Here is a 26,592-nt window from a genome sequence, read left to right on the forward strand (position 1 = left end):
TGTAAATCCTGTCGGCAAATTTGCAAGTTGTTGCGTTAATGGATGTAGATTTCTTGCAAATTTAGACGAGGTATTTGATGGGCCCCAAGTCACCTACACCGCAGACACAGCAATTGTTTGGCTATCCGCTGGATCAGCATTTAAATCTCAAGCACCCGCTGATTCAGCTGGCCGCGCTGATCGATTGGAGCGAGATTGACAAGACTTTCTCTGGTCACTTTGTTTCCGATCGCGGCCGCCCGGCCTTGCCGCCTCGTTTGGTGGCGGGCCTGCTGTATTTGCAACACACCTTTGATTGTTCGGACGAGTTGGTGGTCAACACATGGGTGGAGAACCCATATTGGCAATACTTCACGGGCGAGAGCTATTTGCAAACCCGCTGCCCCATTGACCCCTCGAGCCTGACACGTTGGAGAAAGCGCATTGGTGAAGAGGGGGTGGAAACCTTGCTGATGGTGACCATTGATGCCGCGCGCCGGGGTGGCATGCTCAAAGCGAGCAGCACCGACAAAATCATTGTGGACACCACGGTGATGCCCAAGGCCATAGCCCACCCCACTGACAGCCGGTTGCTGGAGAAGAGCCGCCAGCACTTGGTGAAGTTGGCGGAAGACAACGGCATTGAACTGCGCCAAAACTACAACCGAGAGGCCCCCCGGTTGGCCGCACAGGCGGGGCGCTATGCGCATGCCAAGCAGTACAAGCGCATGAAAAAGACCATCAAAACGCTCAGAACCCGGGTGGGCCGTGTTCAGCGCGAAGTGCAGCGCAAGTTGCACCAACTGCCAGAGCACCAGCAGCCCCAAGCGCAGGACCTACTGGGACGGGTGAGTCGCATCTTGACGCAAAAGACCAAAGACAAGAACAAGCTGTACGCCTTGCACGCCCCAGAGGTGGAGTGCATCAGCAAGGGCAAAGCGCGCACGCCCTATGAGTTTGGGGTGAAGGTGACGGTGGCCACCACGCTCAAAGAGGGCTTGGTGGTGGGCATGCGCTCCATGCCAGGCAACCCCTGGGACGGGCACACCTTGGACGAAACCATTGAGCAGGTGAGCATCTTGACCAACATCAAGCCCAAGACGGTGATTGTGGACAAGGGGTATCAGGGGGTGAAGATTGAAGGCGTTGAGATTCTCAGATCAGGCCAACGCCGGGTGACAAGAGCGATGAAGGCGATGATCAAACGGCGCAGTGCCATCGAGCCAGCCATTGGGCACATGAAGATGGACGGCAAATTGAGTCGAAACCCGCTCAAAGGTGCGCTGGGCGATGCGCTGCATGCGGTGATGTGCGGAGCAGGCCACAACATGAGGATGCTGCTGAGGAAGCTGCGGCTTCTTTGTGCCAAGTTTGGGCTTAATTTGCAGACGGTGCTGCAAGCCATTTCGCCATCTCAGCGGACAAACTATGGCGTTGTAGTTTGAGAAATTCAATTGTTCAGGGCGGACTAATTATGTGAAAAGTTTGTTGTGAATACCCAAATTACCGAAAATACAAAAGGTTTTAAAAAAATATCTCCCAAGGTGTTTCTTAAAAAACCAGTTTAGATTTTTAAAATGTTAGGCAAGCGACGAAGCTCTCTTAAAGCATACAGAAATATAGCAACCTCTTATGAACTTTTACGTAATGCATTTATTTTCAAACTTTAGCAATTCATTTTTCAGCAGCAGTTTTACTTCGTTTTGAATCCGACACATCGCATCGCAATCTGGCCCAGAAAAAATATGCACTGAATTGGCATTAGCTTATGTTGCGTTGACAGATTGTTCTTCAAGTGAAGGACTTGGCTGACAACCCATGCTGAAGAATACAGCGCTTGAAACCATTAATCCAAAGGCACTCACAACGAAGCCTTTCGCATTCAAGCTACCTCGCTGATCATTCTACGAGGAGGCCTTATGGATTGGCTACGCTCGATTGCATTAACTATCACCAGCGTACCTTTTGAGCCAACCTGCTGTTTGAGCAAGGTGGTTATTCCGCAAGGAAGATGTGGCTCATTCAGCAATCTCAAGCGTCACCCTCCATGGCTTCAACCTTGGAGGTTTTTTATGTTTGCAGTTATTAACAAGCTGTCTCAGTACCGTAATTGGCTGTCAATGTTCTTTGTTAGCACTCCCTGCAGCCAAAACCCTTGATTTACCAAAGAAAAAGCCGCTAACTGTATGTCGTTAGCGGCCTTTAAACCATCATCTGGTGGAGCTGGGGGGATTTGAACCCCCGTCCACAAGCCTTCTTCGAACAGTTCTACATGTGTAGTCGTCTGATTTGAGTCTTACCCGGTGCACCGCGCAGCGACACGCTGTGCACTTGGCCAGTACCCTTGAGTCTCGTCACGCACCAAGGTACCCGGTGTGCGACCAGCCAATATGGATTACCTTGCAGCCTGGACGCCTGAGGTGTTGCCACCCCAGACCCCCTTGCCCAGCCTATCGGCCAACTGTTGCAAGGCCCGCTGGATTAAGCAGCGAGTGCGAAACGTTCGTCGTTTGCAGTTAGTTTTTTTTCTGCGGATTTACGAGGTAACAGAACCTCGACATGCCCTGCCGCGCGTCCGAACCCATGTCGAAACCAGTGCAGCCCCTGAGCTGGGTAGTTTAGTCCAGTTCCAGGATTTTCAATAGCGCCAACGGAGAATGAATATCCGCATGGGCACCCCAATCGCTGGCCGGGGCTCCCTGCCCCAGGTAACCATAGTGTGCAGCGACCGTCCACATGCCGGCCGCATGTCCGGCCACAATGTCGCGCTCGTCGTCACCCACATACACGCAATGCGCCGGATCAACACCCATGCGCTGGGCGGCCTCGAGCAAGGGCGCGGGGTGCGGCTTGGGGTGCGGCGTGGTGTCGCCACAGACCACGGCACCAGCCGTTTCAAACAAGGGCATGCCTTGCACGATGGGGTGGGTGAAGCGCTCCATTTTGTTGGTCACCACACCCCAAGCGCAGGGGTGGCGCAGCAAGGCTTGCACCAACTCGGGCACGCCTTCAAAGGGATGGGTCAGCACGGTGAGGGCCGCTTCGTAGTTGACAAAAAACTCATCGCGCAAATCGTTGTAGGACGCGTCTTCGGGGGTGATGCCAAAGGCCAGTTGCAACATGCCGCGCGCACCGGCCCCGGCCATGGGCCGGTAATGCACCAATGGCAACGATGGCAACCCACGGTCGGTGCGCATTTTGTCGGCGGCGGCACCCAAGTCGGGGGCGCTGTCGATCAAGGTGCCGTCCAGGTCGAACAGCACCGCTTGAATGGGGCGGGGCGGCTTCATGCGCTGACCGGCGGCTTGCGGCAGGCCACCATGTAGTTGACGCTGGTGTCTGCGTTCAACCAGTAACGACGGGTCAGCGGGTTGTATTGCAAGCCGCGTTGGCTGTGCCAGTCCAAACCGGCTTGGCGACAGGCCTGGGCCAATTCACTGGGGCGGATGAATTTGGCAAATTCGTGGGTGCCTTTGGGCAGCAGGTTGAGGATGTACTCGGCCCCCACAATGGCAAACAAAAACGACTTGGGGTTGCGGTTCAAAGTGGAGAAAAACACCCAGCCCCCCGGCGTGACCAAGCTGGCGCAGGCCCGCACCACCGAACCGGGGTCGGGCACGTGCTCGAGCATTTCCATGCAAGTGACCACATCAAAAGCGCCCGGCTGTTCAGCGGCCATGTCTTCGGCGCTGATTTCACGGTACTGCACCCCTGAGGTCTGGGCCTCCAAGGCATGGAGTTGCGCCACTTTCAAGGCCTTGGTGGACAAGTCGATGCCGGTGACTTGTGCACCTTGGCGCGCCATGGCGTCCGACAAAATGCCGCCGCCACAGCCCACATCCAGCGCCTTCGCACCAGCCAAAGGGGCCAACTTGGCGATCCAGTCCAAACGCAGGGGGTTGATTTGGTGCAGGGGCCGAAACTCGCTCTCGGGGTCCCACCAGCGGTGGGCCAAATCTGAAAATTTCGCCAGCTCGGCGGGGTCGGCATTGATGGTGGTCATTTGATGATTGTCTTAGAAGTGATGGGCCAGCCCACCATGGGCGAAAAAAAACCCCGCCGAGGCGGGGTTGGTTGCCAAACCCGAAGGTTTAACGGTTGGCGCGGGTACCGACCACTTCGATTTCGACGCGGCGGTTTTTGGCGCGACCTTCAGGGGTCTTGTTGTCGGCCACAGGCTGCTTCTCGCCTTTGCCTTCGGTGTAGACACGGTTTTTCTCGATGCCTTTGGTCACCAAATAGGCCTTGACGGCTTCAGAGCGGCGCACCGACAGTTTTTGGTTGTAAGCATCAACGCCGACAGAGTCGGTGTGGCCCACAGCAATGATCACTTCCAAATTGATGGCCTTGATTTTGCCAACCAGGTCGTCCAATTTGGCTTTGCCTTCGGGCTTGAGCACGGCTTTGTCAAAGTCAAAGAACGCGTCAGCAGCGTAGGTCACCTTCGTGGCTGCTGCGGGTGCAGGTGCAGGGGGTGCTGGCGGACGGGGTGCGGGTGCAGGTGCAGCAGCGGGAGCCGGTGCAGGGGCAGCAGCGGGTGCAGGTGCAGGTGCAGGTGCTGGAGCAGGTGCGGGGGCCAGAGCGCCATCACAACCTTTGGCTGCGGTGGCGGGGGTCCAAGAGGAGTTTCTCCAGCATTCGCCAGAGGAGTTTTTCCAAACTTCTCCGCCAGCGTTGCGCCAATTGTTGATATCTTGCGCAACCGCAGTGGTTGCCAGGGCGACGGTGGCGACCAACATCGCCAATTGGTTCAATTTTTTCATGGTTCTCCTCATCTGGGAAAAGGCCGCAGTGACACTGCGAAACGTGGCTTGAGGTGACCATCACCGTCAATGCTGGGGCCATTGTGCCACACAGATATCGGCCTCAAACTGACAGCGCTGATCGGGGCCGCCAGGGCGACAGAGGACACCCGGATTGTTGCTCCCGCACCACAAAAGGGCAAATTTGACGCTTTTGAGGCACTGAAGTAATTCAATTCAACTCAAAAGTGACGCGCCAGAGCGGGCGGACTGAGGGCCTAAAATCAGCGGTTTACCTGTCCGAGACGCTCCCCCATGACCCAGTTCGCCAAAGAGACCCTGCCCATCAGCCTAGAAGATGAGATGCGGCGAAGCTATTTGGACTACGCCATGAGCGTCATCGTCGGGCGTGCCCTGCCCGACGCCCGCGATGGTTTGAAGCCCGTGCACCGTCGCGTGCTGTTCGCCATGCACGAGTTGAACAACGACTGGAACCGCCCTTATAAGAAGTCAGCCCGCATCGTGGGCGATGTCATTGGTAAATACCACCCACACGGCGACAGCGCGGTGTACGACACCATTGTTCGGATGGCGCAAGATTTTTCCCTGCGTCACATGCTGGTGGACGGCCAAGGCAACTTCGGCTCGGTCGATGGCGACAACGCCGCCGCCATGCGTTACACGGAAATCCGCTTGTCCAAGATCGCCCACGAAATGCTTGGCGACATCGACAAAGAAACCGTGGACTTTGGCCCCAACTACGACGGCAGCGAAAAAGAGCCCCTGGTTTTGCCCTCCAAACTGCCCAATTTGCTCATCAACGGCTCGGCCGGTATTGCCGTGGGCATGGCCACCAACATCCCGCCGCACAACTTGAACGAAGTGGTGGATGCCTGCTTGCACATGCTGCGCCACCCCGAGGCCAGCATCGATGATTTGATGGAAATCGTCCCCGCCCCAGACTTCCCCACCGCCGGCATCATCTACGGCATGCAAGGCGTGAAAGACGGCTACCGCACCGGTCGCGGTCGGGTGGTGATGCGCGCCAAGTGCCACTTTGAAGACATCGACAAAGGCCAGCGCCAGGCCATCATCGTTGACGAACTGCCCTACCAGGTGAACAAAAAGACGCTGCAAGAGCGCATGGCCGAGTTGGTGCACGAGAAAAAAATCGAAGGCATCAGCCACATCCAAGACGAGTCGGACAAGTCCGGCATGCGCTTGGTCATTGAGCTCAAACGCGGCGAAGTGCCCGAGGTGGTGCTCAACAACCTCTACAAGCAAACCCAGCTGCAAGACACCTTTGGCATCAACATGGTGGCCCTGATCGACGGGCAGCCGCGCTTGTGCAATTTAAAAGACTTGATCAGCGTGTTCTTAGAGCACCGGCGCGAAGTGGTCACCCGCCGCACGGTTTACACCTTGCGCAAAGCGCGCGAGCGCGGCCATGTGCTGGAAGGCCTGGCTGTGGCCCTGGCCAACATCGATGAGTTCATTGCCATCATTCGCCAAGCGCCGACACCGCCGGTGGCCAAGGCCGAGCTGATGACCCGCTCCTGGGACAGCCAATTGGTGCGCACCATGCTCACCCGCGCCCGCACCGATGGCGGCGTGGTCAATGCCGACGACTACCGCCCCGATGGTTTGGAGAAAGAATTTGGCATGGGGGCTGACGGCCTGTACCGCCTGAGCGACACCCAAGCCCAAGAAATTTTGCAAATGCGCTTGCAACGCCTGACGGGCTTGGAGCAGGACAAGATCGTCAACGAGTACAAAGAGGTGATGGCCGAGATCGACGATTTGCTCGACATCTTGGCCCGCCCCGAGCGCGTGTCGGCCATCATCAGCGACGAATTGACCCAACTGCGCCAAGAGTTTGGCCAAACCAAACTCGGCGCGCGGCGCAGTGTGATCGAGCACAACGCCCAAGACCTGGCCACCGAAGACCTGATCACGCCCACCGACATGGTGGTCACACTCTCGCACCTGGGCTACATCAAAAGCCAGCCGCTGTCTGAATACCGCGCCCAAAAACGCGGCGGTCGCGGCAAGCAAGCCACGACCACCAAAGAAGACGATTGGATCGACCAACTCTTCATCGCCAACACCCACGATTACATCTTGTGCTTTTCCAACCGGGGGCGTTTGTATTGGCTCAAGGTTTGGGAGGTGCCCGAGGGTTCACGCGGTTCACGCGGTCGCCCCATCGTCAACATGTTCCCGCTGCAAGAAGGCGAAAAAATCAATGTGGTGTTGCCCCTCACCGGGCCAGCACGCACCTTCCCGGCCGATCAGTTTGTGTTCATGGCCACCTCGATGGGCACGGTCAAAAAGACCTCGCTCGATGAGTTCAACAACCCGCGCAAAGGCGGCATCATCGCGGTCAATTTGGACGACAACGACTTTTTGATCGGCGCGGCCTTGACCGACGGCCAGCATGATGTGATGCTGTTCAGCGACGGTGGCAAAGCCGTGCGCTTTGACGAAAACGATGTGCGCCCACTGGGCCGCAGTGCGCGCGGTGTGCGCGGCATGATGCTCGACGACACCCAAAGCGTGATCGCCATGTTGGTGGCCGCACAAGAAACCAACGCCGCTGAGGCCCCCACCGATGGCGTGGTTCGCAACAGCGTGCTCACCGCCACCGAAAAAGGCTACGGCAAGCGCACGCCGATCGACGAATACACCCGCCATGGGCGCGGCACCAAGGGCATGATCGCCATCCAGCAATCCGAGCGCAATGGCAAAGTGGTGGCCGCCACCTTGGTGCGGGCCGAAGACGAAATCATGCTCATCACCGACCGCGGCGTGCTGGTGCGCACGCGGGTGAGCGAAATTCGCGAACTCGGTCGCGCCACCCAAGGCGTGACCCTCATTGCTTTGGACGAAGGCGCCAAGCTCAATGGCTTGCAACGCATTGTGGAAAACGACGCGCAAGGCCAAGAAGGCGAGGGCGAGTCGGGTGATGAAGACGGCGCCAATGCGGCACCCAGCGAGCCCACCCCCTAAAACGGCATGAACCGGCCCTACAACTTTTCTGCCGGCCCGGCGGCCATGCCCTTGGAGGTGCTGCAACAAGCCGCCGCCGAGATCAGCGACTGGCATGGCAGCGGCATGGGCGTGATGGAAATGAGCCACCGTGGCAAAGAGTTCATGGCCATCCACGACAAGGCCTTGCACGATTTGCGCGCCTTGCTGAGCATCCCCAGCGAGTTCGACATTTTGTTCATGCAAGGCGGTGGCATTGCCGAGAACGCGATTGTTCCGCTCAACCTGGGGCGCGGCGCCACGGTTGACTTTGTGCTCAGTGGCAGTTGGGGTGAAAAGTCTCTGCGCGAAGCACAACGCTACGGTCCCACCCATGTGGCCGCCAGCAGCCAGGCCCAAGGCTTTGACCACCTGCCCGACCCAAGCCTTTGGCAGTTGAGCGCCAACCCGAGCTATGTGCACCTGTGCACCAACGAAACCATCCATGGTGTGGAGTGCCACACCCTGCCCGACCTGAAAGCCCTGGGCTGCGACGCACCCTTGGTGATTGATTTTTCATCCCATGTGCTGTCGCGCCCGGTGGACTGGTCGCGCGTGGGTTTGGCCTTTGGTGGGGCGCAAAAAAACATCGGTCCTGCAGGCCTCACCCTGGTGGTGGTGCGCAAAGACTTGCTCGGCCACGCCCTGTCCATTTGCCCCAGCGCCTTCAACTACCAAACGGTGGCGCAAAACAATTCCATGTTCAACACCCCGCCCACCTACGGCATTTACATGGCGGGTTTGATATTTGAGTGGATCGCGCAACAACGCGAAGGCGATTGGCGAGGGGTGGCCGCTCTAGAGGCGCGTAACCAAGCCAAAGCCGCCTTGCTTTACAACTGCATCGACAACTCTGGCCTGTACTTCAACCGCGTACAAGCCTCATCGCGCTCGCGCATGAACGTGCCGTTTTTCCTGCGCGACGAGTCGCTCAACGCCGCCTTTTTGAGCGGTGCCCAAGCGCGTGGCCTGCTGCAACTCAAAGGCCACAAGTCGGTGGGCGGCATGCGCGCCAGCATTTACAACGCCATGCCTTTGGCCGGCGTGCAAGCCTTGGTCGACCACATGCAAGACTTTGAAAAAACCCAGGCCTGAGCCATGCGCTGCACACGCACGTCATCGCAAGGTTCCAACCAACATGGCGGCATTCACCTCAACAGACGTTGACTGACAAGCCCCAAGCCCCGCCACCCTTTAGCCCACACACACCATGAGCCAGCCCCCCGCACCTGTGACCTCGGCCGACCTGGCCCCGCTGCGCGACCAAATTGACGCGCTGGACAAACAGCTTTTGCAATTGCTCAACCAACGCGCGCGGGTGGCCGAGCAAGTGGGTGAGATCAAAAAACGCGAAGGCTCGCCGTTTTTCCGCCCCGACCGGGTGGCGCAGGTGCTGCAAAAAATCCAAGACTTGAACCCTGGCCCCTTGCACGGCAGCCATGTGGCCGCCATCTGGCGCGAAATCATGTCCGCCTGCCTCGCTCTGGAAGCGCCGCAACGCGTCGCTGTACTGGGCCCGCAAGGCACTTTTTGCGAACAAGCCGCCATCGAGTTTTTTGGCAGTGCGGTGCAACTCAACTACTGCGCCAACTTTGACGAGGTGTTCCACGCCACCGCCGCCGGAGCGGCGCAATTTGGCGTGGTGGGCATGGAAAACACCAGCGAAGGCGTGGTCGCACGGTCGCTCGATTTGTTTTTGCGCTCCCCCGTGCATGTGGTGGGCGAAGTCAGCTTACTGGTGCGCCACAACCTGATGCGCTTGAGCAACAGCACCGAAGGCATCGAGGTGGTGCTGGCCCACCCCCAGGCCTTGGCACAGTGCCAAGCCTGGCTCACCCAACACCTGCCCCATGCGGAGCGGCGTGCCGTGTCCAGCAACGCCGAAGGCGCCCGCTTGGCCGCCACCAACCCGGCCTGGGCGGGCATTGCCAGCGAGCGCGCGGCCAACCAATTTGGGCTGCACATCGTGGCCCCCGCCATTCAAGACGAAGCCCACAACCGCACCCGTTTTGCGGTGATTTGCCTGCCCCAAACCATGGCCACCCCACCCGCCTCCGGCAAAGACTGCACCAGCTTGGTGGTATCGGTGCCCAACCGCCCGGGTGCCGTGCACGACCTGTTGGTGCCGCTCAAAACCCATGGCGTGTCGATGACGCGCTTTGAATCGCGACCGGCCAAATCGGGGCAGTGGGAATACTTCTTCTACATCGACATCGAGGGCCACACCAGCCAAGCCCATGTGGCCCAGGCCTTGGCCGAGCTCCAGTCCCTGTGCGCTTTCTACAAGGTGCTGGGTTCTTACCCGGTCAGCGCCTGAAAGTCGCAAATGCAAACTTTGGCTTCACCGCACTTTGAGCGCCTCGCCTTGATTGGTTGCGGCCTGATGGGCGGCTCCTTTGCCCTGGCCGCCCGCCAAGCGGGTTTGGTGCGAACCATCGTCGGCTTCAGCGCCTCCGAAAAAACCCGCCAACGCGCACGCGAACTGCGCGTCATTGATCAAGCCTGCGCCAGCGTGGCCGAGGCTGTGCGCGGTGCAGACCTGGTGCTGTTGGCCGTCCCCGTGGGTGCCATGCAAGAAAGCTTTGCCGCCATGGCCCCGGCTTTGTCGGCCCAAGCCCTGTTGATGGACGTGGGCTCGACCAAATGCGATGTGATCGCCGCAGCCCAAGCCCAATTGGGCGACAAACTCGCCTGCTTTGTTCCGGCACACCCGATCGCGGGCAAAGAAGTAGCGGGCATCGAGCACGCCGATGCACGGTTGTACCAAGACCGGCGCACCATCCTCACCCCCTTATCGTCCAACAGCATGCGCCACACCAAACAAGCGCACGACATTTGGTCGGCCATGGGCAGCCATGTGAGCACCATGACGGCTGCGGACCATGACCAAACCTTTGCCGCAGTGAGCCACCTGCCGCACCTGCTGGCCTTTGCCGCCGTGCACGCCTTGACCACGCATCCACAGGGCGCCGATTACTTGGACATGGCGGGCCCGGGCTTTCGCGACTTTTCCCGCATCGCCGCCAGCGACCCTGCCGTGTGGCGTGACATCCTGAGCGCCAACCGCACCGAGGTGTTGGCCCAATTGGCGCACTTTCAATCCTCATTGGCGCTGTTTGAAGCCGCCATGCAAAGTGGCGACACAAAAGGCTTGCAGCAACTCATTCAGCAAGCCAGCGATGTGCGCTCGAGTTGGGCGCTGGCATCTGGCACCGCTTGACTCAAAGACCGACTTCTTCGCATCGCGTCATGTTCGCCACCGCCTTCCTCGACGTCCCCGCCCTGCAAAGTGCCCAAGGCACGGTCAAGCTGCCGGGCTCGAAAAGCATTTCCAACCGTGTGTTGTTGCTCGCGGCTTTGTGCCAAGGCACCACCACTTTGCATGACCTGCTGGACTCGGACGACACCCGCGTCATGCTGAATGCTTTGCGCCAAATGGGCTGCAAGGTGGTGGAGGCAGGCAGCACGATCAGCATCACCGGCTTGGGCGGTCAAGCACCCAGCGCTGAGATGGATTTGTTCATGGGCAATGCGGGCACCGCCATGCGCCCCCTCACCGCTGCCTTGGCGCTGATTGGCGCGAAAGCGCGTTTGCACGGCGTGACCCGCATGCACGAGCGCCCAATTGGCGACTTGGTCGATGCGCTGCGCCAGCTGGGTTGTGACATTGCTTACCAAGGGCAAGACGGTTTTCCGCCGCTGCACCTCAAAGGCCACAGCGGTTTGCAGTTGGACAAGCCCATCCAAGTGCGTGGCGATGTGTCCAGCCAGTTTCTCACCGCTTTGTTGTTGGCGCTGCCACTGGTGGCCAAAACAAATGTGGTCATCGAGGTGGTGGGCGAACTCATCAGCAAGCCCTACATCGACATCACCCTCAACCTGTTGCAGCGCTTTGGCGTCACGGTTGAGCGCCAAGGCTGGCAGCGTTTCACCATTCCTGCGGGCAGCCGTTACACCTCGCCTGGCGTACTTCATGTGGAGGCCGATGCCTCCTCGGCCAGTTACTTCATTGCTTTGGGCGCTTTGGCGTCCGAACAAGGGGTGCGCATTCAAGGTGTGGGCGCAGACTCCATCCAAGGCGACATTCGTTTCATGGAAGCCGCTGAACAGATGGGCGCGGTGATTGAAAGCGGCCCCAACTGGGTGCAAACCCGCCGTGGGTCTTGGCCACTCAAAGCCATCGACATGGATTGCAACCACATCCCCGATGCCGCCATGACCTTGGCCGTGATGGCTTTGTATGCCGACGGCCCCAGCACCTTGCGCAACATCGCGAGCTGGCGGGTGAAGGAAACCGACCGCATCGCCGCCATGGCCACCGAAGCGCGAAAACTCGGTGCCCTTGTCGAAGAAGGCGCCGACTGGATTCGCATCCACCCTGTTCAACAGTGGCGAGCCGCCAGCATCCACACCTACGACGACCACCGCATCGCCATGTGTTTTTCGCTGGCCGCCTTCAACCCCGCCGGTTTGCCGGTGCGCATCGAAGACCCGAAATGCGTGGCCAAAACCTTCCCCGATTACTTCGAGGCCTTGTTCGCTTTGTCCCACGCCGCAACAGTGCCAGTGATTTGCATCGACGGCCCCACCGCCTCGGGCAAGGGCACGCTGGCAGCGCTGGTGGCCCAGCGTTTGGGCTACCACTATCTGGACAGCGGCGCTTTGTACCGTGTCACCGCTTTTGCCGCATTGCAAGCAGGTTTGACGCTGGACGCCGAGCATGAAGCGGCCATCGCCGACTTGGCCCGCCACCTCCCTGTGAGCTTTGAAGGTGAGCAGGTGCTTTTGTCGGGCGTCAATGTTTCTGAGGACATTCGCACCGAAGAAGCGGGCATGAACGCTTCCAAAGTATCGGTTTTGCCCGCTGTGCGTCAGGCTTTGGTGGACTTGCAGCACGGTTTTGCCCGCCTGCCCGGCCTCTTGGCCGATGGGCGCGACATGGGCACGGTCATCTTCCCCGAGGCCGCTTTGAAGGTGTTTTTGACCGCCAGCGCAGAAAAAAGAGCAGAACGGCGGCACAAGCAACTGATTTCAAAGGGTTTTTCCACTACAATCTTGGCTCTTCGCGCAGACTTGGAAGCGCGTGACGCTCGCGACACACAGCGCAGCGTTGCACCTCTCAAGCCCGCGCCAGACGCAATGCACTTGGACAACTCCTCGCTCTCCATCGATGAATCGGTGGCGCAAGTGTTGAACTGGTGGCAAAGCAAACAAGTTGTGCCCCCCGTGGGCGTGGCTTGAACCGGTCCCTCGGGCACCCTTCGCGCAGCTTGCGCACCGGCCCTTGGGGTTTTGAAACCAACCGCGGTACATGCCGCATTACCCACCGCCGAACCAGAATAATTTGTCCAGCAATGGTGCTGGCATTCACCCTGCGCCCGGTCAAGGAAACTTTATGTCTGAATCTTTTGCAGCCCTGTTTGAAGAATCCCTCAAGCGCTCTGAAATGCGCACGGGCGAAGTCATCACCGCCGAGGTGGTCCGCGTCGAGCACAACCACGTGGTGGTCAATGCAGGGCTGAAATCTGAGGCCTATGTGCCCATCGAAGAATTTAAAAACGACAAGGGCGAAGTCGAAGTCCAAGCCGGCGACTTTGTCTCCGTGGCCATTGGCAGCGTTGAAAACGGCTATGGCGACACCATCCTCAGCCGCGACACGGCCAAGCGTTTGGCCTCTTGGATGAGCCTGGAAAAAGCCCTCGAGTCCGGCGAATTCGTCACCGGCACCACCAGCGGTAAGGTCAAAGGCGGCCTGACCGTCTTGGTCAACGGCATCCGCGCCTTTTTGCCCGGTTCGCTCATCGACACCCGCCCCATCAAAGACTTGTCTCCGTTTGAGAACAAGACCATGGAATTCAAGGTCATCAAGCTCGACCGCAAGCGCAACAACGTGGTGTTGTCACGCCGCGCTGTGATCGAAGCCTCGATGGGCGAAGAGCGCGCCAAGCTGATGGAAACCCTCAAAGAAGGCTCCATCGTTCACGGTGTGGTCAAAAACATCACCGAGTACGGCGCGTTTGTCGACTTGGGTGGCATCGACGGTTTGCTGCACATCACCGACATGGCCTGGCGCCGTGTGCGTCACCCCTCCGAGGTGGTGGTCGCTGGCCAAGAAATCACCGCCAAGATCCTCAAGTTCGACACCGAGAAGAACCGCGTCTCTTTGGGCTTGAAGCAAATGGGCGACGACCCTTGGATGGGCGTGAACCGCCGCTACCCCCAAAGCACCCGCATGTTCGGCAAGATCACCAACATCGCCGATTACGGCGCGTTTGTGGAACTCGAGCCCGGCATCGAAGGCTTGGTGCACGTGTCTGAAATGGACTGGACCAACAAGAACGTCGCGCCTTCCAAAATCGTGGCCTTGGGCGACGAGGTCGAAGTCATGGTCCTTGAGATCGACGAAGACAAACGCCGCATCTCCTTGGGCATGAAGCAGTGCCGTGCCAACCCCTGGCAAGAATTCGCCCAAGACACCAAGCGTGGCGACCGCGTCAAAGGCCCGATCAAATCCATCACCGACTTTGGCGTGTTTGTCGGCTTGGCCGCTGGCATCGACGGCTTGGTGCATTTGTCTGACCTGTCATGGAACGAAACCGGCGAAGCCGCTGTGCGCAACTTCAAGAAGGGCCAAGAAGTTGAAGCCCTGGTGTTGGCCGTGGACGTCGAGCGCGAACGCATCTCCTTGGGCATCAAGCAGTTGGACGCCGACCCCTTCACCACCTTTGCCGCCATCAACGACAAAGGCCAAGTGGTCACCGGCAAGGTCAAGACCGTCGACGCCAAAGGCGCCGAGATCGACCTGGGCGAAGACATCATTGGCTACCTGCGGGTCAGCGAAATTTCGCGTGACCGCATTGAAGACGCCCGCAGCGTCCTCAAAGAGGGCGACGAAGTCACCGCCGTCGTGGTCAACGTCGACCGCAAAACCCGCAACATCCAACTGTCCATCAAGGCCAAGGATGCGGCGGACCAAGCCGACGCCATGCAAAACCTCAGCCAGCAGTCCTCGCGCGAAAACGCGGGCACCACCAGCTTGGGTGCTTTGTTGCGCGCCAAGCTCGACAACAACTGAGTTTGAAGATGGGGCACTGCCCCCATTTCCTAGCCACCAGCCAGGGAGTGGGTGCAGCGGCCCCAACGCCCTTGGCATTGGATTGATTTTTGCTGTATCAGACCTATGACACGTTCCGATTTGGTTGAAGCCCTGGCTGAGCGATTCGGTCAACTGACCCACCGCGACGCCGAGTTTGCCGTCAAAGCCTTGCTCGAAGCCATGAGCGACGCCCTGGCGCGCGGGCACCGCATTGAACTGCGCGGTTTTGGCAGTTTCACCATCAGTCACCGCCCTCCCCGCATGGGTCGCAACCCGCGCTCGGGCGAACAAGTGGCCATTCCCGAAAAACGCGTGCCCCACTTCAAACCAGGCAAAGCCTTGCGCGAAGAAGTGGACCAAGGCACCCCCAAGTTGCTTGAGCAACCACCCTCTTGACGTGGCCGCCTTGCGCCCATCGCTCTTAGAATCTTCAAGCCCCTGAGGAACCAACTTGAAGAAACTCATCGGGCTGCTTCAGTGGACGCTGAAAGCAGCCATTTTTTTCACCCTGTTTGCCTTCGCGCTGAACAACCAGCACGATGTGACGGTGCATTTCTTTTTTGGCCAACAGTGGCTGGCACCCCAGGTGCTGGTGCTGTTGGCGGTGTTTGTATTGGGCTTGGTTTTGGGCGTCTTGCTGATGGTGCCCAAATGGTGGCGCGAGCACCGCCAAGTGCGACGCGCGCGCTCGGCCCCTCCCATCCCAGACAAGCCCGCCAGCAAAACCCCCAACGAGATCGAAGCGCATGGAGTTTGACCAAGGCTGGATCTTGCTGGGTCTGCCCATGGCTTTTGCCCTGGGTTGGTTGGCGTCGCGCTTTGACCTGCGCCAGTTGAGGCTCGACAACCAACGCACCCCCAAAGCCTATTTCAAGGGCCTGAATCATTTGCTCAACGAGCAGCAAGACCAGGCGATTGACGCCTTCATCGAAGCCGTGCAAAGCGACCCTGACACCTCGGAGCTGCACTTTGCGCTGGGCAATTTGTTTCGCCGCCGCGGCGAGTACGAGCGCGCTGTGCGGGTGCACCAACACCTGCTGGCCCGCGCCGACCTGAGCCAAAGCGACCGTGACCGGGCGCAACATGCCCTGGCGCTGGACTACCTCAAAGCCGGTTTGCTTGACCGCGCCGAGCAAGCGCTGCGCCTGCTGGAAGGCACCGCCTTTGCATCCATGTCCCACCTGGCCTTGTTGAGCATCTTTGAGCGCTCGCGCGATTGGGGCCAAGCCGCCGCCATGGCCGACAAGCTGGCCCAAGCGGGCGAAGGCAGCTTCCAAGTGCGCCAAGCCCATTACCTGTGCGAACAAGCGCTGGCCTTGAACAGCGCCGAGCAATGGCCCGCCGCGCAAGCCTTGCTGGAGCGCGCCTTGGCCTTGTCACCCCACAATGTGCGCGCCAGCCTGGCGTTGGCCCAAGGCCTGCACCGCGCCGGCCAGGTCCCCCAAGCGCTGGCCTTGTTGATCGAATTGGTCCAAGCCCAAGCGCCCTCCCTGCCCTTGGTGGCCCCCCACTTGGCGCGCTGGGCACAAGAGTGCCAACAAGTCGCACCGGTGCGTGCCCTGTTGCAACAGGCCTACCAACACACGCCCTCGCTGGACGTTTTGAAAGCATTGGCCGATTTGACCGCTGTGGACGACCCAGAGGCCGTGCCCGCACTGTTGCTGCAACACCTGGACAAAGAGCCCTCACTGGTGGTGGCCAGCCAGTGGATGCAAGGCCAAACGCAAACCCCTGAAGGCCTGCAAAAAGCCCTGGCCCGCGCGGTCAAGCCTTTGTTGCGCTACCGCTGTGCAGCCTGCGGTTTTGAAGCCACCCAACATTTTTGGCAATGTCCGGGCTGCCAAGCCTGGGACAGTTACCCCGCGCGGCGGGTGGAGGAATTGTGAAACACCTGACCCCTGCGCAATTGGCCCAGAGCCATGTCTTGGTGGTGGGCGATGTCATGCTCGACCGCTATTGGTATGGCGCGGTCGACCGCATCAGCCCCGAGGCCCCCGTGCCCGTGCTGCGCGTCACCCGCGAAGAAGAACGCCTGGGCGGAGCCGCCAATGTGGCCAGCAACGTGGCCGCCCTGGGCGGGCAGGTGAGCTTGCTCAGCGTGCTTGGCGACGATGCGGCCAGCCACCAATTTGAGGCCCTGGTGGCGCGCAGCGGCATCCACCCCGAACTCGAGCGCGACCCCACTTTGCACACCACCGTCAAACTGCGCTTGATTGGACGCCAACAACAACTGCTGCGCGCCGATTTTGAAAGCCGCCCCAGCCCTGCGGTGCTCGAGCAGCAATCGGCGCGCTTTGAACGCGTGATGCCCGCCCATGGCGTGGTGCTGTTCTCCGACTACGGCAAAGGCGGTCTGACCCACGTGGCCCCCATGATTGCCGCAGCGCGCGCTTTGGGCAAACCCATCTTGGTCGACCCCAAAGGCAGCGACTACCGCGCTTATGCTGGTGCCACCGTGATCACCCCCAACCGCAGCGAAATGCAACAAGTGGTGGGTGCCTGGCACTCTGAACAAGAACTCGCCGACAAAGCCCAAAACCTGCGCCAGCAACTGGGCTTGCAAGCGGTGATCGTCACCCGCAGCGAAGAGGGCATGAGCCTGTTTGACGCCCAAGGGGCCAGCCATGTGGGGGCGCAAGCCCAAGAGGTGTTTGACGTCACAGGGGCTGGCGACACGGTGATCGCCACCTTGGCGGTGTTGGTCGGCGCGGGCTTGACCCTGCGCGAGGCCATGCCCTGGGCCAACAAGGCGGGCGGCTATGTGGTGGGCAAGCTGGGCACGGCCACCGTGTCGCATGCCGAGTTGTTTGGCGCGACAGCGCCGGTTTAAGGGGGCATCCATGCGCATAGTTGTCACGGGCGCTGCCGGCTTCATCGGCAGCAACATCATCCAGGGCTTGAACCAACGCGGCATCACCAACATCATCGCGGTGGACGATTTGCGCGATGGCGACAAGTTTCGCAACCTGGCCGACCTGCACATCGCCGACTACCAAGACGCGGGTGAGTTCTATGCGCGGTTTGCCAAGGGCGACTACGGCAGTGTGGAAGCCGTGTTCCACGAAGGCGCTTGCAGCGACACGATGGAGACCAATGGCCAGTACATGATGCACAACAACTACCAGTTGTCGTGCGACTTGTTCGCCGCCTGCCAGCGCCTGGGCACCCGCTTGCTGTACGCCTCCTCGGCCGCCACCTATGGCGGCTCGGCCAGCTTTATCGAAACGCCCGAATTTGAAAAGCCGCTGAATGTTTACGGCTACTCCAAGCTGCTGTTTGACCAGCGCATGCGGCGCGAATGCGGTGCCGATTTCTCCAAAGCAGCCCAGCAGGTGTGCGGCTTTCGCTACTTCAATGTGTACGGCCCGCGCGAGCAACACAAGGGCCGCATGGCCAGCGTGGCCCATCACCAACATGGCCAGTTCCATGCCGATGGTCGGGTGCGTTTGTTTGGTGAATATGGCGGCTACGGCCCCGGCGAGCAGTTGCGCGACTTTGTCTGGGTGGGTGATGTGGTGGCGGTCAACCTGTGGTTCTTCGACCACCCCCAAGCCAGCGGCGTGTTCAACCTGGGCACCGGGCGGGCGCAAAGCTTCAACGAAGTGGCACTGGCCGTGGTGCAAAGCCTGAGCGCACAAAAACCAACCAGCTTGGTCCAAGCGCAAGCGCAAGGCCTGATTGAGTACATCCCCTTCCCCGACGCCTTGCGCGGCAAATACCAGTGCTTCACCCAGGCCGACCTGAGTGCCTTGCGCGGCGCCGGTTGCGACCATGTGTTTGCCGATGTGCAAACCGGCGTGGCCCAATACATGCAGGCCTTGTCAGTGGCAGGCACACCCGCCTGAGCACCATGGGCTGGGTCAAATATCCCCCGCGATTGGGCTGGATGGCCTGGCCCGCCTTGCTGCAGCGCTTGGCTTTGTGGGGCGTGCTGTGCGGGTTCGCGGGCGCGGCATTGGCTTTAGAGATCAACCTCGCCAGCGAAGCCGAACTCGACAGCGTGCGCGGCATGGGGCCCGCCATGAGCCGGGCCATCTTGGCCGAGCGCCAAGTCAAGCCGTTTTCCGATTGGGCCGATTTGATGCAACGCGTCAAGGGCATCCGCAGCGCCAGCGCCGAGCGCTTTGCTGCCCAAGGCTTGACCGTCAATGGTCAAACCTGGTCTGCCCCACCCTCGGCCAAACCGTAACCGCCGCCACCGGGCGTGCTGATTTCAAACACATCGCCCACCGCCATTTGCACCTGCCCAATGTGGCCCAACTCGAGCACACTGCCATCGGCGCGGATCACCCGGTTGATGCCGACCGCCCCCGGTTGGCCGCCCGCCATTCCAAACGCCGGGTGCACCCGACCATTCGAGAGGATGGCTGCGGTCATGGGCTGCAAAAATTCCACCCGGCGCACACCACCGTCCCCGCCGCACCAGTGCCCAGCTCCACCCGATCCCGTGCGCAATGCAAACGACTGCAAGCGCACCGGGAAGCGAAACTCCAGCACCTCGGGGTCGGTTAGGCGCGAATTGGTCATGTGGGTCTGGACCACGCTGGTGCCGTCAAAGCCGCCCACCGGTTCGCCGTGGTCACCAAACAATCCACCCGCCCCACTGCCGCCGGCAATCGTCTCGTAATACTGGTGGCTGGCATTGCCAAAGGTGAAGTTGTTCATCGTCGGTTGGCTGCCGGCCATCACGCCCAAGGCGCCCATCAAGGCGTTGGTGATGCAGGTGGAGGTTTCCACATTGCCCGCCACCACCGATGCCGGGTGGCGCGGGTTGAGCATGCAACCCTCGGGGATGATGACCTCAATGGGTTTGAGACAACCGGCATTGAGCGGGATGTCGTCATTGACCAAGCTGCGAAACGCATACAACACTGCTGCCATGCACACCGCCTTGGGCGCGTTGAAGTTATTGCTTTGCTGGGCCGAGGTGCCGGTGAAGTCCACCACCGCTGAGCGGGCTTGGGCATCGATGCGCACCGCCACCTGGATGCGCGCACCGTTGTCCAGATCAAGCACAAAGGCCTGGGGCAGTGCTTGCGCTGTCGATGGGGCCAAGCGTGGGCCCAGCAGCGCGATGGCGCGGCGCACCGACTCTTCGGCGTTGTCTTGCACATGGCCCATATAGGCTTGCACCACCGCCAACCCATAGTGCGCCACCATGCGGCGCAACTCTTGCACGCCTTTTTCGTTGGCAGCAATTTGGGCGCGCAAGTCGGCCATGTTTTGCGCCGGGTTGCGGCTGGGGTGGGCCCCGGCGCTGAGCAAGGCCACCATGGCCGCCTCGCGCAACTCACCACCTTCGACCAGCTTGAAGTTTTGAATCTGCACGCCCTCCTCCTCGATCGAGGTGGAAAACGGCGGCATCGAACCCGGCGAGGTGCCGCCAATGTCGGCATGGTGACCGCGCGAACCGACATAAAAAACAGGCTCAGGGTGGTCGGGCAAATACACCGGCGTGATCACCGTCACATCAGGCAAATGGGTGCCGCCGTGGTAGGGGTCGTTGAGCACAAACACATCGCCGGGCTGCATGCGGCCTTGGTTTTCAAAGATGACTGTTTTGATGCTCTCGCCCATCGAGCCCAGGTGCACCGGCATGTGCGGCGCATTGGCGATCAAGTTGCCCTGCGCGTCAAACAGCGCACACGAAAAATCCAATCGCTCTTTGATGTTGACCGAGTACGCGGTGTTTTGCAGTTGCAAACCCATTTGCTCGGCAATGTTCATGAACAGGTTGTTGAACACCTCCAGCAGCACCGGGTCAACCCGTGTGCCTGCGGCATAGGTCACTGCCCGTGGCGTGACCCGCGAGAGCACCAAATGGTCCAAGGCGGTCAATTGGGCACGCCAACCCGACTCGACCACCGTGGTGGCATTGGGCTCGGCGATGATGGCAGGCCCCGCGATCTGGTCACCCGCACGCATGTCGGCGCGCACCACCAAGGCCGCCTTTTGCCAGCCACCCTGGCCGTGCATGCGCACAGTTTCGCGCTGGGGCACATCGCGCATCGGGTTCAAGCTTTGCAGCTGCTCACGGGGTGCGTCCCCGGCAATCACCGCTTCCACAGACACCGCCTCCACCACCAAGGCCTTGCCGCTCATCAAAAATGCAAACCGCTGGCGATAAGCCTGCTCAAACCCAGCTTGGATGTCCGCCAAAGAACCAAACGGCACGATCAAGGCTGCATCGCTACCCTCGTAACGCACATGCACACGTTGGCGCAAAAGGATCTCGCCTTGACCCAAGGGTTGGGCGCGCAGTTCTTGCTCAGCCCGCAGGGTCAAGGCCTGCAGGTCGGGCACCCATGTGCCCATGGTTTCAGCGCTCAAGCGCATCTCTACCGCTTGCTCGCGAATCAGGCTTTGATCGGCCAAGCCCATGCCGTAGGCCGACAACACACCCGCCAGCGGGTGCACCAAGACGCGCGACATGCCCAAAGCGTCGGCCACCAAACAAGCGTGTTGCCCACCGGCCCCACCAAAACACTGCAAGGTGTATTCGGTCACGTCGTAGCCTCGGGCCACCGATATTTTTTTGATCGCATTGGCCATTTGTTGCACGGCGATGTGCACAAAGCCCTCGGCCACCGACTCCACCGTCATGTCGGGGGCTGCCGCAGGTGTGGTTTTGATCTGCGCCAACAGGGCATCAAAGCGCGCGCGCACCGCAGTCGTGTCCAAGGCTTGGTCACCGCCCGGGCCAAACACATGGGGGAAGTGCTGCGGCTGGATTTTGCCCAGCAGCACATTGGCATCGGTCAAGGCCAAGGGGCCGCCCCGGCGGTAACTGGCCGGGCCGGGGTTGGCCCCGGCACTTTGTGGCCCCACCCGAAACCGCGCCCCGTCAAATTGCAGCAAAGAACCGCCACCCGCGGCCACGGTGTGGATGCTCATCATCGGGGCGCGCATGCGCACCCCTGCTACCTGGGTTTCAAACTCGCGCTCAAACTCACCGGCAAAATGACTCACGTCGGTGGACGTGCCGCCCATGTCAAAGCCAATCACCCGGGTGGTGCCGTCCAAACCCTCGCCATGGGCAAACGCCAACTCGGCCGTGCGCGCCATGCCCACAATGCCGCCCGCAGGGCCGGACAAAATCGCGTCCTTGCCCTGGAACGCATGGGCATCGGTCAAGCCGCCTGAAGACTGCATGAAGTACAAAGGCACGCCCGGCATCTCACTGGCCACTTGCTCCACATAGCGGCGCAAGATGGGCGACAAATACGCGTCCACCACCGTGGTGTCGCCTCGGCTGACCCACTTCATCAAGGGGCTGGTCTGGTGCGAAGCGCTGACCTGGGTAAAGCCCAGCTCGCGCGCCCATTGCGCCGCCTGCGCCTCGTGCGTGGTGTAGCGGTAGCCATGCATGAACACGATGGCCACACTGCGCAAACCTCGCCCATGGGCAGCCTGCAGTTGTGCCCGCAATTGCGCGGCATCCAAAACTTGCAACACCTCGCCATGCGCGCCGATGCGCTCCTGCGCTTCGATCACCTCGCTGTAGAGCAACTCAGGCAACACAATGTGCCGGTCAAACAAACGCGGTCGGTTTTGGTAGGCGATGCGCAAGGCGTCGCGAAAGCCCTGGGTGGTGACCAGCAAGGTCGGCTCGCCCTTGCGCTCGAGCAGCGCATTGGTGGCCACGGTGGTGCCCATCTTCACACACGCCACCAGCGCAGGGGTCACCGCTTGGTCGGGCTTCAAACCCAATAAATGCCGTATCCCCGCCACCGCTGCGTCGCGGTAATGCTCTGGGTTGTCGCTGAGCAATTTATGGGTGACCAAGGCGCCATCGGGTCGCTTGCCCACGATGTCGGTAAATGTGCCGCCTCTGTCGATCCAGAACTGCCATTTGCTGTCTTTAGCCATTGATTTCACTCATTTTTCTATTGGATTCGTGTTGGCATGCACAAAAGTGCCATGGATTGACAAGCGCTTGATCGAGTTTGATTCACACGGCGTCAACCCAAGCCTGCCTTGAAAGAGGCCATGCCCATGAGAAGAATGTAACGGAACAAGGCTTGGGGCGGTACAGGGGTGGCCCCTGAACACCTGGGCCAACATCCCGACGGGTTTTGTGGACAGCCCGGGCCAAGCAAATTTTTTGTCAGATAGGATGGCCTTCTTGATGTTGTACGTGGCCCCTTTGATGAAACCCTTCCACCCAATCCTTACCCCGCTTCTTTTATTACTCAGTTTTTTTTGCGCGATGGCGCCAGCCAAAGCCGGCTTGGCCCAAGACTTGATGGATGGCCAGCATGTCTTGTTGATGCGGCATGCCGATGCGCCTGGATATGGAGACCCAGCAGGCTACGTGATCGGTCAGTGCGCCACCCAGCGCAACTTGGGCGATGCGGGTAAAAAGCAAGCCCAAGCGATTGGTGTTTGGTTGGGCCAACAAGGCATTGCCAGCGCCCACGTTTTCAGCAGCCCGTGGTGCAGATGTGTGGACACCGCTACTCTTTTGAACAAAGGCCCGGTGAAAACCGAGCCTTCGCTTGGATCGTTTTTCGACAACATGGCGCTGGCAAGAAAGCAAACCAAAGCATTGGAAGGCTTTATTAAAAATGAATTGGCCAAACCATCCAAAACGCCACGCATCTTGGTGACGCACCATGTCAATATCCAGGCCTTCACCGGCAAGGTCGTGGGTGTGGGCGACATGTTGTTGGTCAAGGTGAATCCAAACGGTGAGCATCTGTCCCACACCTTTTATCCCAGCCCAGAGCGATAGGGCGATGGAGCCCTTGTGTGAGGGTTCTGCCTCGGTTAAAACTTCTGTTCTAGCCCCACCCAAGCTGCGTTGATGCCCTTGGCAATCGCTGTTATCGTTTGCCCCTCTTCGCCACACACTGCACACACCATGAAAGCCGAACAAAACGACCGCATCACCCGCGTGGGCCCCGGCACTGCCGCCGGTCAACTGCTGCGCCGCTACTGGCAGCCCGCCGCGCTGGTGGATGAGTTCAACCCCGCCTTGGACCCGCGCATGGCGCAACGCCCGGTCAAAGCCGTGCGCTTGATGGGCCAAGACCTGGTGCTGTTCAAAGATGCGCAGCAGCGCTGGGGTTTGCTCGACCGCGATTGCCCGCACCGAGGCGCCGATTTGTCCTTTGGCCGCCACGAGGGCGATGGGCTGCGCTGCCCCTTTCACGGCTGGAAGTTTGATGTCTCAGGCCGCTGCCTGGACACACCCGCCGAGCCCCTGGGCAGCCGCTTGTGCGACCGGGTTCAACAAACCAGCTACCCGGTGGTGGAGCGCAACGGTGTGGTGTTTGCCTGGATGGGCCCGACCGATGTGGCGCCGCCGCCCCTGCCCGCCATCGACGCGTTTTTGGCGCCGGCCAGCCACAGCTTTGCCTTCAAAGGCCTGTGGCATGCCAACTGGTTGCAATGCTTTGAGGTGGGCATCGACCCCGCCCACCCGTCTTTTTTGCACCGTTTTTTGCACGACGAAGACTTGAGCGCGGTGGGCGACAACGCCGGGGGCAAACAGTTTCGCAGCGCCAGCGTGGGCGCGATCGATGGCCAAGCCTGGCCCATGAGCCGCATCATGCGCGAGTTCTACCGCCCCGACATTGGCTTTGAACCCACGCCACAGGGCATGCAAATCACCTCGCGCCGGCCCATGACCGAGGAGCTGACCCATGTGCGCGTCACCCAGTCCATCTTTCCCAGCACCTTCATCATCCCCTTGTCGGCGAGCATGACCATCACCCAAATGCATGTGCCGGTGGACGACACCCACACCTATTGGTATGCGTTTTTCACCAGCTTCGACAAACCCCTGGACGGCGCGGCCATGCGCGCCCAGCGCGCGCCCTACATCAGCCTGCCCGACTACATCCCGGTGTCGGGGCGACACAACCAATGGGGCTTCAACCCCGATGAGCAACGCGACCAAACCTATTTGGGCATGGGCGAAGACGACATCAATGTGCACGACCAATGGGCGGTAGAGAGCATGGGCGCCATCCAAGACCGCACCCGCGAACATTTGGGCACCAGCGACAAATTGATCGTGGCCAACCGGCGCCAGCTGCTGCAAGCCATCGACAGCGTGGAGGGCGGTGGCCCGGCCCCCGGCGTGTCGCAGGCCGATGTGGCCCAGCAGCGCACCGGGCCCGACACTGTGGATGGTGTGGCCCCGGCCGGCACCTGGGCCACTTGGTGGCGCGAGCAGGCCCAGGCCAAGCACGCGGCCTGCCCGTGGATGACCGACACCCAGGCCCACCCAAACACAGTCTGACCCGCAGTCACATGCCAACCCAAACCTTTGACGAACGCTGCGGCATCCACACCCCGCAACGGGAACTGGCCCTGCAACAAGCCTTGCAAAAAATGCGCGAGCGTGCGCTGCGCGAAGTGAGGTTTGTGTGGTGCGACATCCATGGCACCACGCGCAGCAAAACCCTGATGCCCGATGCGGTCGAAGGCGCGCTGCGCAATGGGGTCGGAATGGTCAGCACCTTGATGCTCAAAGACACCTCGGACCGCACCGCCTTCAAAGTCTTTGAGCCCGGTGGCACCGATGGCTTGCACGGCTTTGGCCAGGGCAACAACGTCACCTTGCTGGCGCAAGACATCGAACTGCACACCCTGCCCTGGGCCCCCGAGGTGGGTTGGGTGCAATGCCAAGCGTGGTTCCAAGACGGTACACCCGTGGCTTGGGACAGCCGGCGGGTGCTGCAATCGGCTGTGGCCCAACTGCAAACCAAAGGCTGGGGCATGCAATGTGGCCTGGAGGTGGAGTTTCACATTTACCGCCTGCGCGGCCCCGGCGCGCACACCGACCCGCAGCAAGCCGCTTGGCCGGGTCCGCCGCCCGAGGTCGACTTGATCCACCCCGGCTGCGCCTTGCTCAGCGAAGCCCACAGCGACACCGCCCATGCGGCCTTGCGCATCGTGCAAGACACCGCCCAAGGCATGGGCTTGCCCTTGCTGTCGCTGGAAATTGAACTCGGCCCCAGCCAGGTCGAAGCCGTGTTTGCCCCCACCGACGCCTTGCGCGCGGCCGACAACATGGTGCGTTTTCGCAATGGGGTGCGCCAGGCCTTGGCCCGCGCTGGGTATTGGGCGAGCTTCATGTGCCGCCCGCCGTTTGATCACATCATGTCCAGCGGTTGGCATTTGCACCAATCGCTGATCGATCTGGAGAGCGGAGCCAACTTGTTCCAACGCGATGCAGCGGCCCAGGGCAGCAGCGCACAAGACGCCGAACACACCTTGTCCCCCTTGGGCGCGCACTACCTGTCAGGCTTGCTCGACCATGCGGCCGGTGCTTTGGTGTTTTGCACGCCAACGGCCAATGGCTATGGCCGCTTTCGCCCGCTGGCCTTGGCGCCACAAGCGGCGGTGTGGGGGCGCGACAACCGGGGGGCCATGTTGCGGGTGATTGGCCAAGCGCAAGACACAGCCACCCGGATAGAGAACCGCATCGGCGAGCCCGCCGCCAACCCCTATCTGTACATGGCATCTCAAATCCATTCCGGCTTGGACGGCATTGCGCGCGGCTTGAAGCCCCCTTTAGCCACCGAATCCCCCTATGGCCAAGGCAACACCCTGCTGCCCACCGATTTGGGCCAAGCCTTGGCGGCTTTGCAAGCCGACACGCATTTGGTGAACGCGTTTGGCCCCGGCTTTGTGGCGCTGCTCAACGGCATCAAACAACTGGAGTGGCAGCGCTTTCAGCAGGCCGAAGACAAGATGGCGTTTCAGCGCAACGAATACTTCAGCCGCATGTGAAGC

Annotated in this window: 20 protein-coding genes and 1 other RNA gene; 16 read left to right on the top strand and 5 right to left on the bottom strand. The window is 60.4% G+C overall.

Annotated elements, in window-relative coordinates; genetic code table 11:
- Window positions 1–77 precede the first annotated feature (77 nt).
- The gene (locus tag AC8GFZ_RS04400; RefSeq protein ID WP_506642719.1) at window positions 78–1,424 is read left to right on the top strand and encodes an IS5 family transposase; all 1,347 of its coding nucleotides are present in this window, start codon (window positions 78–80) and stop codon (window positions 1,422–1,424) included.
- Between the two features lie 770 nt (window positions 1,425–2,194).
- Here AC8GFZ_RS04400 and ssrA read toward each other — a convergent pair.
- The 4 genes from ssrA to ompA all read right to left on the bottom strand — a co-directional run bounded on the left by ssrA (window position 2,195) and on the right by ompA (window position 4,742).
- Window positions 2,195–2,584: a transfer-messenger RNA gene (gene ssrA / locus AC8GFZ_RS04405) on the bottom strand.
- A gap of 13 nt (window positions 2,585–2,597) precedes the next feature.
- A complete protein-coding gene (locus tag AC8GFZ_RS04410; RefSeq protein WP_506642721.1) occupies window positions 2,598–3,269 on the bottom strand; it encodes an HAD family hydrolase in 672 nt (223 codons plus the stop codon).
- Window positions 3,266–3,982, bottom strand: a complete 717-nt coding sequence (ubiG, locus tag AC8GFZ_RS04415) for a bifunctional 2-polyprenyl-6-hydroxyphenol methylase/3-demethylubiquinol 3-O-methyltransferase UbiG (RefSeq protein ID WP_506642723.1) — start codon at window positions 3,980–3,982, stop codon at window positions 3,266–3,268. Before ubiG ends, AC8GFZ_RS04410 begins: the two co-directional genes overlap by 4 nt.
- Window positions 3,983–4,070: 88 nt before the next feature.
- Window positions 4,071–4,742, bottom strand: coding sequence for an outer membrane protein OmpA (ompA, locus tag AC8GFZ_RS04420; RefSeq protein WP_506642725.1), 672 nt, complete (start codon window positions 4,740–4,742; stop codon window positions 4,071–4,073).
- Between the two features lie 294 nt (window positions 4,743–5,036).
- On the opposite strand from ompA, the gene gyrA reads away from it, so the two are divergent.
- The 12 genes from gyrA to AC8GFZ_RS04480 all read left to right on the top strand — a co-directional run bounded on the left by gyrA (window position 5,037) and on the right by AC8GFZ_RS04480 (window position 19,033).
- Window positions 5,037–7,730 carry a DNA gyrase subunit A gene (gyrA, locus tag AC8GFZ_RS04425; RefSeq protein ID WP_506642727.1) on the top strand — a complete coding sequence of 898 codons (2,694 nt, stop codon included), beginning with the start codon at window positions 5,037–5,039 and terminating at the stop codon, window positions 7,728–7,730.
- A gap of 6 nt (window positions 7,731–7,736) precedes the next feature.
- Window positions 7,737–8,843, top strand: coding sequence for a 3-phosphoserine/phosphohydroxythreonine transaminase (gene serC / locus AC8GFZ_RS04430; protein ID WP_506642729.1), 1,107 nt, complete (start codon window positions 7,737–7,739; stop codon window positions 8,841–8,843).
- Between the two features lie 115 nt (window positions 8,844–8,958).
- Window positions 8,959–10,065, top strand: coding sequence for a prephenate dehydratase (gene pheA, locus AC8GFZ_RS04435; RefSeq protein WP_506642731.1), 1,107 nt, complete (start codon window positions 8,959–8,961; stop codon window positions 10,063–10,065).
- Between the two features lie 9 nt (window positions 10,066–10,074).
- A complete protein-coding gene (locus tag AC8GFZ_RS04440; protein ID WP_506642733.1) occupies window positions 10,075–10,968 on the top strand; it encodes a prephenate dehydrogenase in 894 nt (297 codons plus the stop codon).
- Between the two features lie 29 nt (window positions 10,969–10,997).
- The gene (locus AC8GFZ_RS04445; protein ID WP_506642735.1) at window positions 10,998–12,989 is read left to right on the top strand and encodes a bifunctional 3-phosphoshikimate 1-carboxyvinyltransferase/cytidylate kinase; all 1,992 of its coding nucleotides are present in this window, start codon (window positions 10,998–11,000) and stop codon (window positions 12,987–12,989) included.
- Between the two features lie 154 nt (window positions 12,990–13,143).
- Window positions 13,144–14,823: a 30S ribosomal protein S1 gene (rpsA, locus tag AC8GFZ_RS04450; RefSeq protein ID WP_506642737.1), complete on the top strand. Its 1,680-nt coding sequence runs from the start codon at window positions 13,144–13,146 to the stop codon at window positions 14,821–14,823.
- Window positions 14,824–14,928: 105 nt separating this feature from the next.
- Window positions 14,929–15,240: an integration host factor subunit beta gene (locus tag AC8GFZ_RS04455; RefSeq protein ID WP_506642739.1), complete on the top strand. Its 312-nt coding sequence runs from the start codon at window positions 14,929–14,931 to the stop codon at window positions 15,238–15,240.
- Window positions 15,241–15,307: 67 nt separating this feature from the next.
- On the top strand, window positions 15,308–15,601 hold the full coding sequence (locus AC8GFZ_RS04460) for a lipopolysaccharide assembly protein LapA domain-containing protein (protein ID WP_506644227.1): 294 nt from the start codon (window positions 15,308–15,310) through the stop codon (window positions 15,599–15,601).
- Window positions 15,591–16,730 carry a lipopolysaccharide assembly protein LapB gene (gene lapB / locus AC8GFZ_RS04465; protein WP_506642741.1) on the top strand — a complete coding sequence of 380 codons (1,140 nt, stop codon included), beginning with the start codon at window positions 15,591–15,593 and terminating at the stop codon, window positions 16,728–16,730. Before AC8GFZ_RS04460 ends, lapB begins: the two co-directional genes overlap by 11 nt.
- Window positions 16,673–17,674, top strand: a complete 1,002-nt coding sequence (rfaE1, locus tag AC8GFZ_RS04470; RefSeq protein WP_506642743.1) for a D-glycero-beta-D-manno-heptose-7-phosphate kinase — start codon at window positions 16,673–16,675, stop codon at window positions 17,672–17,674. Before lapB ends, rfaE1 begins: the two co-directional genes overlap by 58 nt.
- Window positions 17,675–17,684: 10 nt before the next feature.
- Window positions 17,685–18,689, top strand: a complete 1,005-nt coding sequence (gene rfaD, locus AC8GFZ_RS04475) for an ADP-glyceromanno-heptose 6-epimerase (protein ID WP_506642745.1) — start codon at window positions 17,685–17,687, stop codon at window positions 18,687–18,689.
- Window positions 18,690–18,694: 5 nt separating this feature from the next.
- Window positions 18,695–19,033 carry a ComEA family DNA-binding protein gene (locus tag AC8GFZ_RS04480; protein WP_506642747.1) on the top strand — a complete coding sequence of 113 codons (339 nt, stop codon included), beginning with the start codon at window positions 18,695–18,697 and terminating at the stop codon, window positions 19,031–19,033.
- Here the strand turns inward: AC8GFZ_RS04480 and AC8GFZ_RS04485 are convergent.
- A complete protein-coding gene (locus tag AC8GFZ_RS04485; protein WP_506642750.1) occupies window positions 18,997–22,713 on the bottom strand; it encodes a hydantoinase B/oxoprolinase family protein in 3,717 nt (1,238 codons plus the stop codon). The genes AC8GFZ_RS04480 and AC8GFZ_RS04485 overlap by 37 nt on opposite strands.
- Window positions 22,714–23,053: 340 nt before the next feature.
- Between AC8GFZ_RS04485 and AC8GFZ_RS04490 the strand changes: the two genes are divergently transcribed.
- The 3 genes from AC8GFZ_RS04490 (at window position 23,054) to AC8GFZ_RS04500 (ending at window position 26,589) form a co-directional block, all read left to right on the top strand.
- The gene (locus AC8GFZ_RS04490; protein ID WP_506642752.1) at window positions 23,054–23,578 is read left to right on the top strand and encodes a histidine phosphatase family protein; all 525 of its coding nucleotides are present in this window, start codon (window positions 23,054–23,056) and stop codon (window positions 23,576–23,578) included.
- Window positions 23,579–23,707: 129 nt separating this feature from the next.
- Complete coding sequence (locus AC8GFZ_RS04495) at window positions 23,708–25,093, top strand: Rieske 2Fe-2S domain-containing protein (RefSeq protein WP_506642754.1); 1,386 nt, start codon at window positions 23,708–23,710, stop codon at window positions 25,091–25,093.
- A gap of 11 nt (window positions 25,094–25,104) precedes the next feature.
- Window positions 25,105–26,589: a type I glutamate--ammonia ligase gene (locus tag AC8GFZ_RS04500; RefSeq protein WP_506642756.1), complete on the top strand. Its 1,485-nt coding sequence runs from the start codon at window positions 25,105–25,107 to the stop codon at window positions 26,587–26,589.
- Window positions 26,590–26,592 lie beyond the last annotated feature (3 nt).

It is taken from the genome of Limnohabitans rimovensis (SeqCode), from assembly GCF_965234775.1.
In the GTDB taxonomy this organism is placed as follows: Bacteria; Pseudomonadota; Gammaproteobacteria; order Burkholderiales; family Burkholderiaceae_C; genus Limnohabitans; species Limnohabitans rimovensis.

Bases quoted from the DNA above. Each gene is read 5' to 3' on its own strand.
- gyrA (WP_506642727.1), top strand. From the start codon at position 5,037: ATGACCCAGTTCGCCAAAGAGACCCTGCCCATCAGCCTAGAAGATGAG.
- AC8GFZ_RS04490 (WP_506642752.1), top strand. From the start codon at position 23,054: ATGGCGCCAGCCAAAGCCGGCTTGGCCCAAGACTTGATGGATGGCCAG.
- pheA (WP_506642731.1), top strand. From the start codon at position 8,959: ATGAGCCAGCCCCCCGCACCTGTGACCTCGGCCGACCTGGCCCCGCTG.
- serC (WP_506642729.1), top strand. From the start codon at position 7,737: ATGAACCGGCCCTACAACTTTTCTGCCGGCCCGGCGGCCATGCCCTTG.
- AC8GFZ_RS04445 (WP_506642735.1), top strand. From the start codon at position 10,998: ATGTTCGCCACCGCCTTCCTCGACGTCCCCGCCCTGCAAAGTGCCCAA.
- AC8GFZ_RS04485 (WP_506642750.1), bottom strand. From the start codon at position 22,713: ATGGCTAAAGACAGCAAATGGCAGTTCTGGATCGACAGAGGCGGCACA.
- rfaE1 (WP_506642743.1), top strand. From the start codon at position 16,673: ATGTCCGGGCTGCCAAGCCTGGGACAGTTACCCCGCGCGGCGGGTGGA.
- lapB (WP_506642741.1), top strand. From the start codon at position 15,591: ATGGAGTTTGACCAAGGCTGGATCTTGCTGGGTCTGCCCATGGCTTTT.
- rpsA (WP_506642737.1), top strand. From the start codon at position 13,144: ATGTCTGAATCTTTTGCAGCCCTGTTTGAAGAATCCCTCAAGCGCTCT.
- AC8GFZ_RS04480 (WP_506642747.1), top strand. From the start codon at position 18,695: ATGGGCTGGGTCAAATATCCCCCGCGATTGGGCTGGATGGCCTGGCCC.
- ompA (WP_506642725.1), bottom strand. From the start codon at position 4,742: ATGAAAAAATTGAACCAATTGGCGATGTTGGTCGCCACCGTCGCCCTG.
- AC8GFZ_RS04455 (WP_506642739.1), top strand. From the start codon at position 14,929: ATGACACGTTCCGATTTGGTTGAAGCCCTGGCTGAGCGATTCGGTCAA.
- rfaD (WP_506642745.1), top strand. From the start codon at position 17,685: ATGCGCATAGTTGTCACGGGCGCTGCCGGCTTCATCGGCAGCAACATC.
- AC8GFZ_RS04500 (WP_506642756.1), top strand. From the start codon at position 25,105: ATGCCAACCCAAACCTTTGACGAACGCTGCGGCATCCACACCCCGCAA.
- AC8GFZ_RS04495 (WP_506642754.1), top strand. From the start codon at position 23,708: ATGAAAGCCGAACAAAACGACCGCATCACCCGCGTGGGCCCCGGCACT.
- AC8GFZ_RS04410 (WP_506642721.1), bottom strand. From the start codon at position 3,269: ATGAAGCCGCCCCGCCCCATTCAAGCGGTGCTGTTCGACCTGGACGGC.
- ubiG (WP_506642723.1), bottom strand. From the start codon at position 3,982: ATGACCACCATCAATGCCGACCCCGCCGAGCTGGCGAAATTTTCAGAT.
- AC8GFZ_RS04400 (WP_506642719.1), top strand. From the start codon at position 78: ATGGGCCCCAAGTCACCTACACCGCAGACACAGCAATTGTTTGGCTAT.
- AC8GFZ_RS04440 (WP_506642733.1), top strand. From the start codon at position 10,075: ATGCAAACTTTGGCTTCACCGCACTTTGAGCGCCTCGCCTTGATTGGT.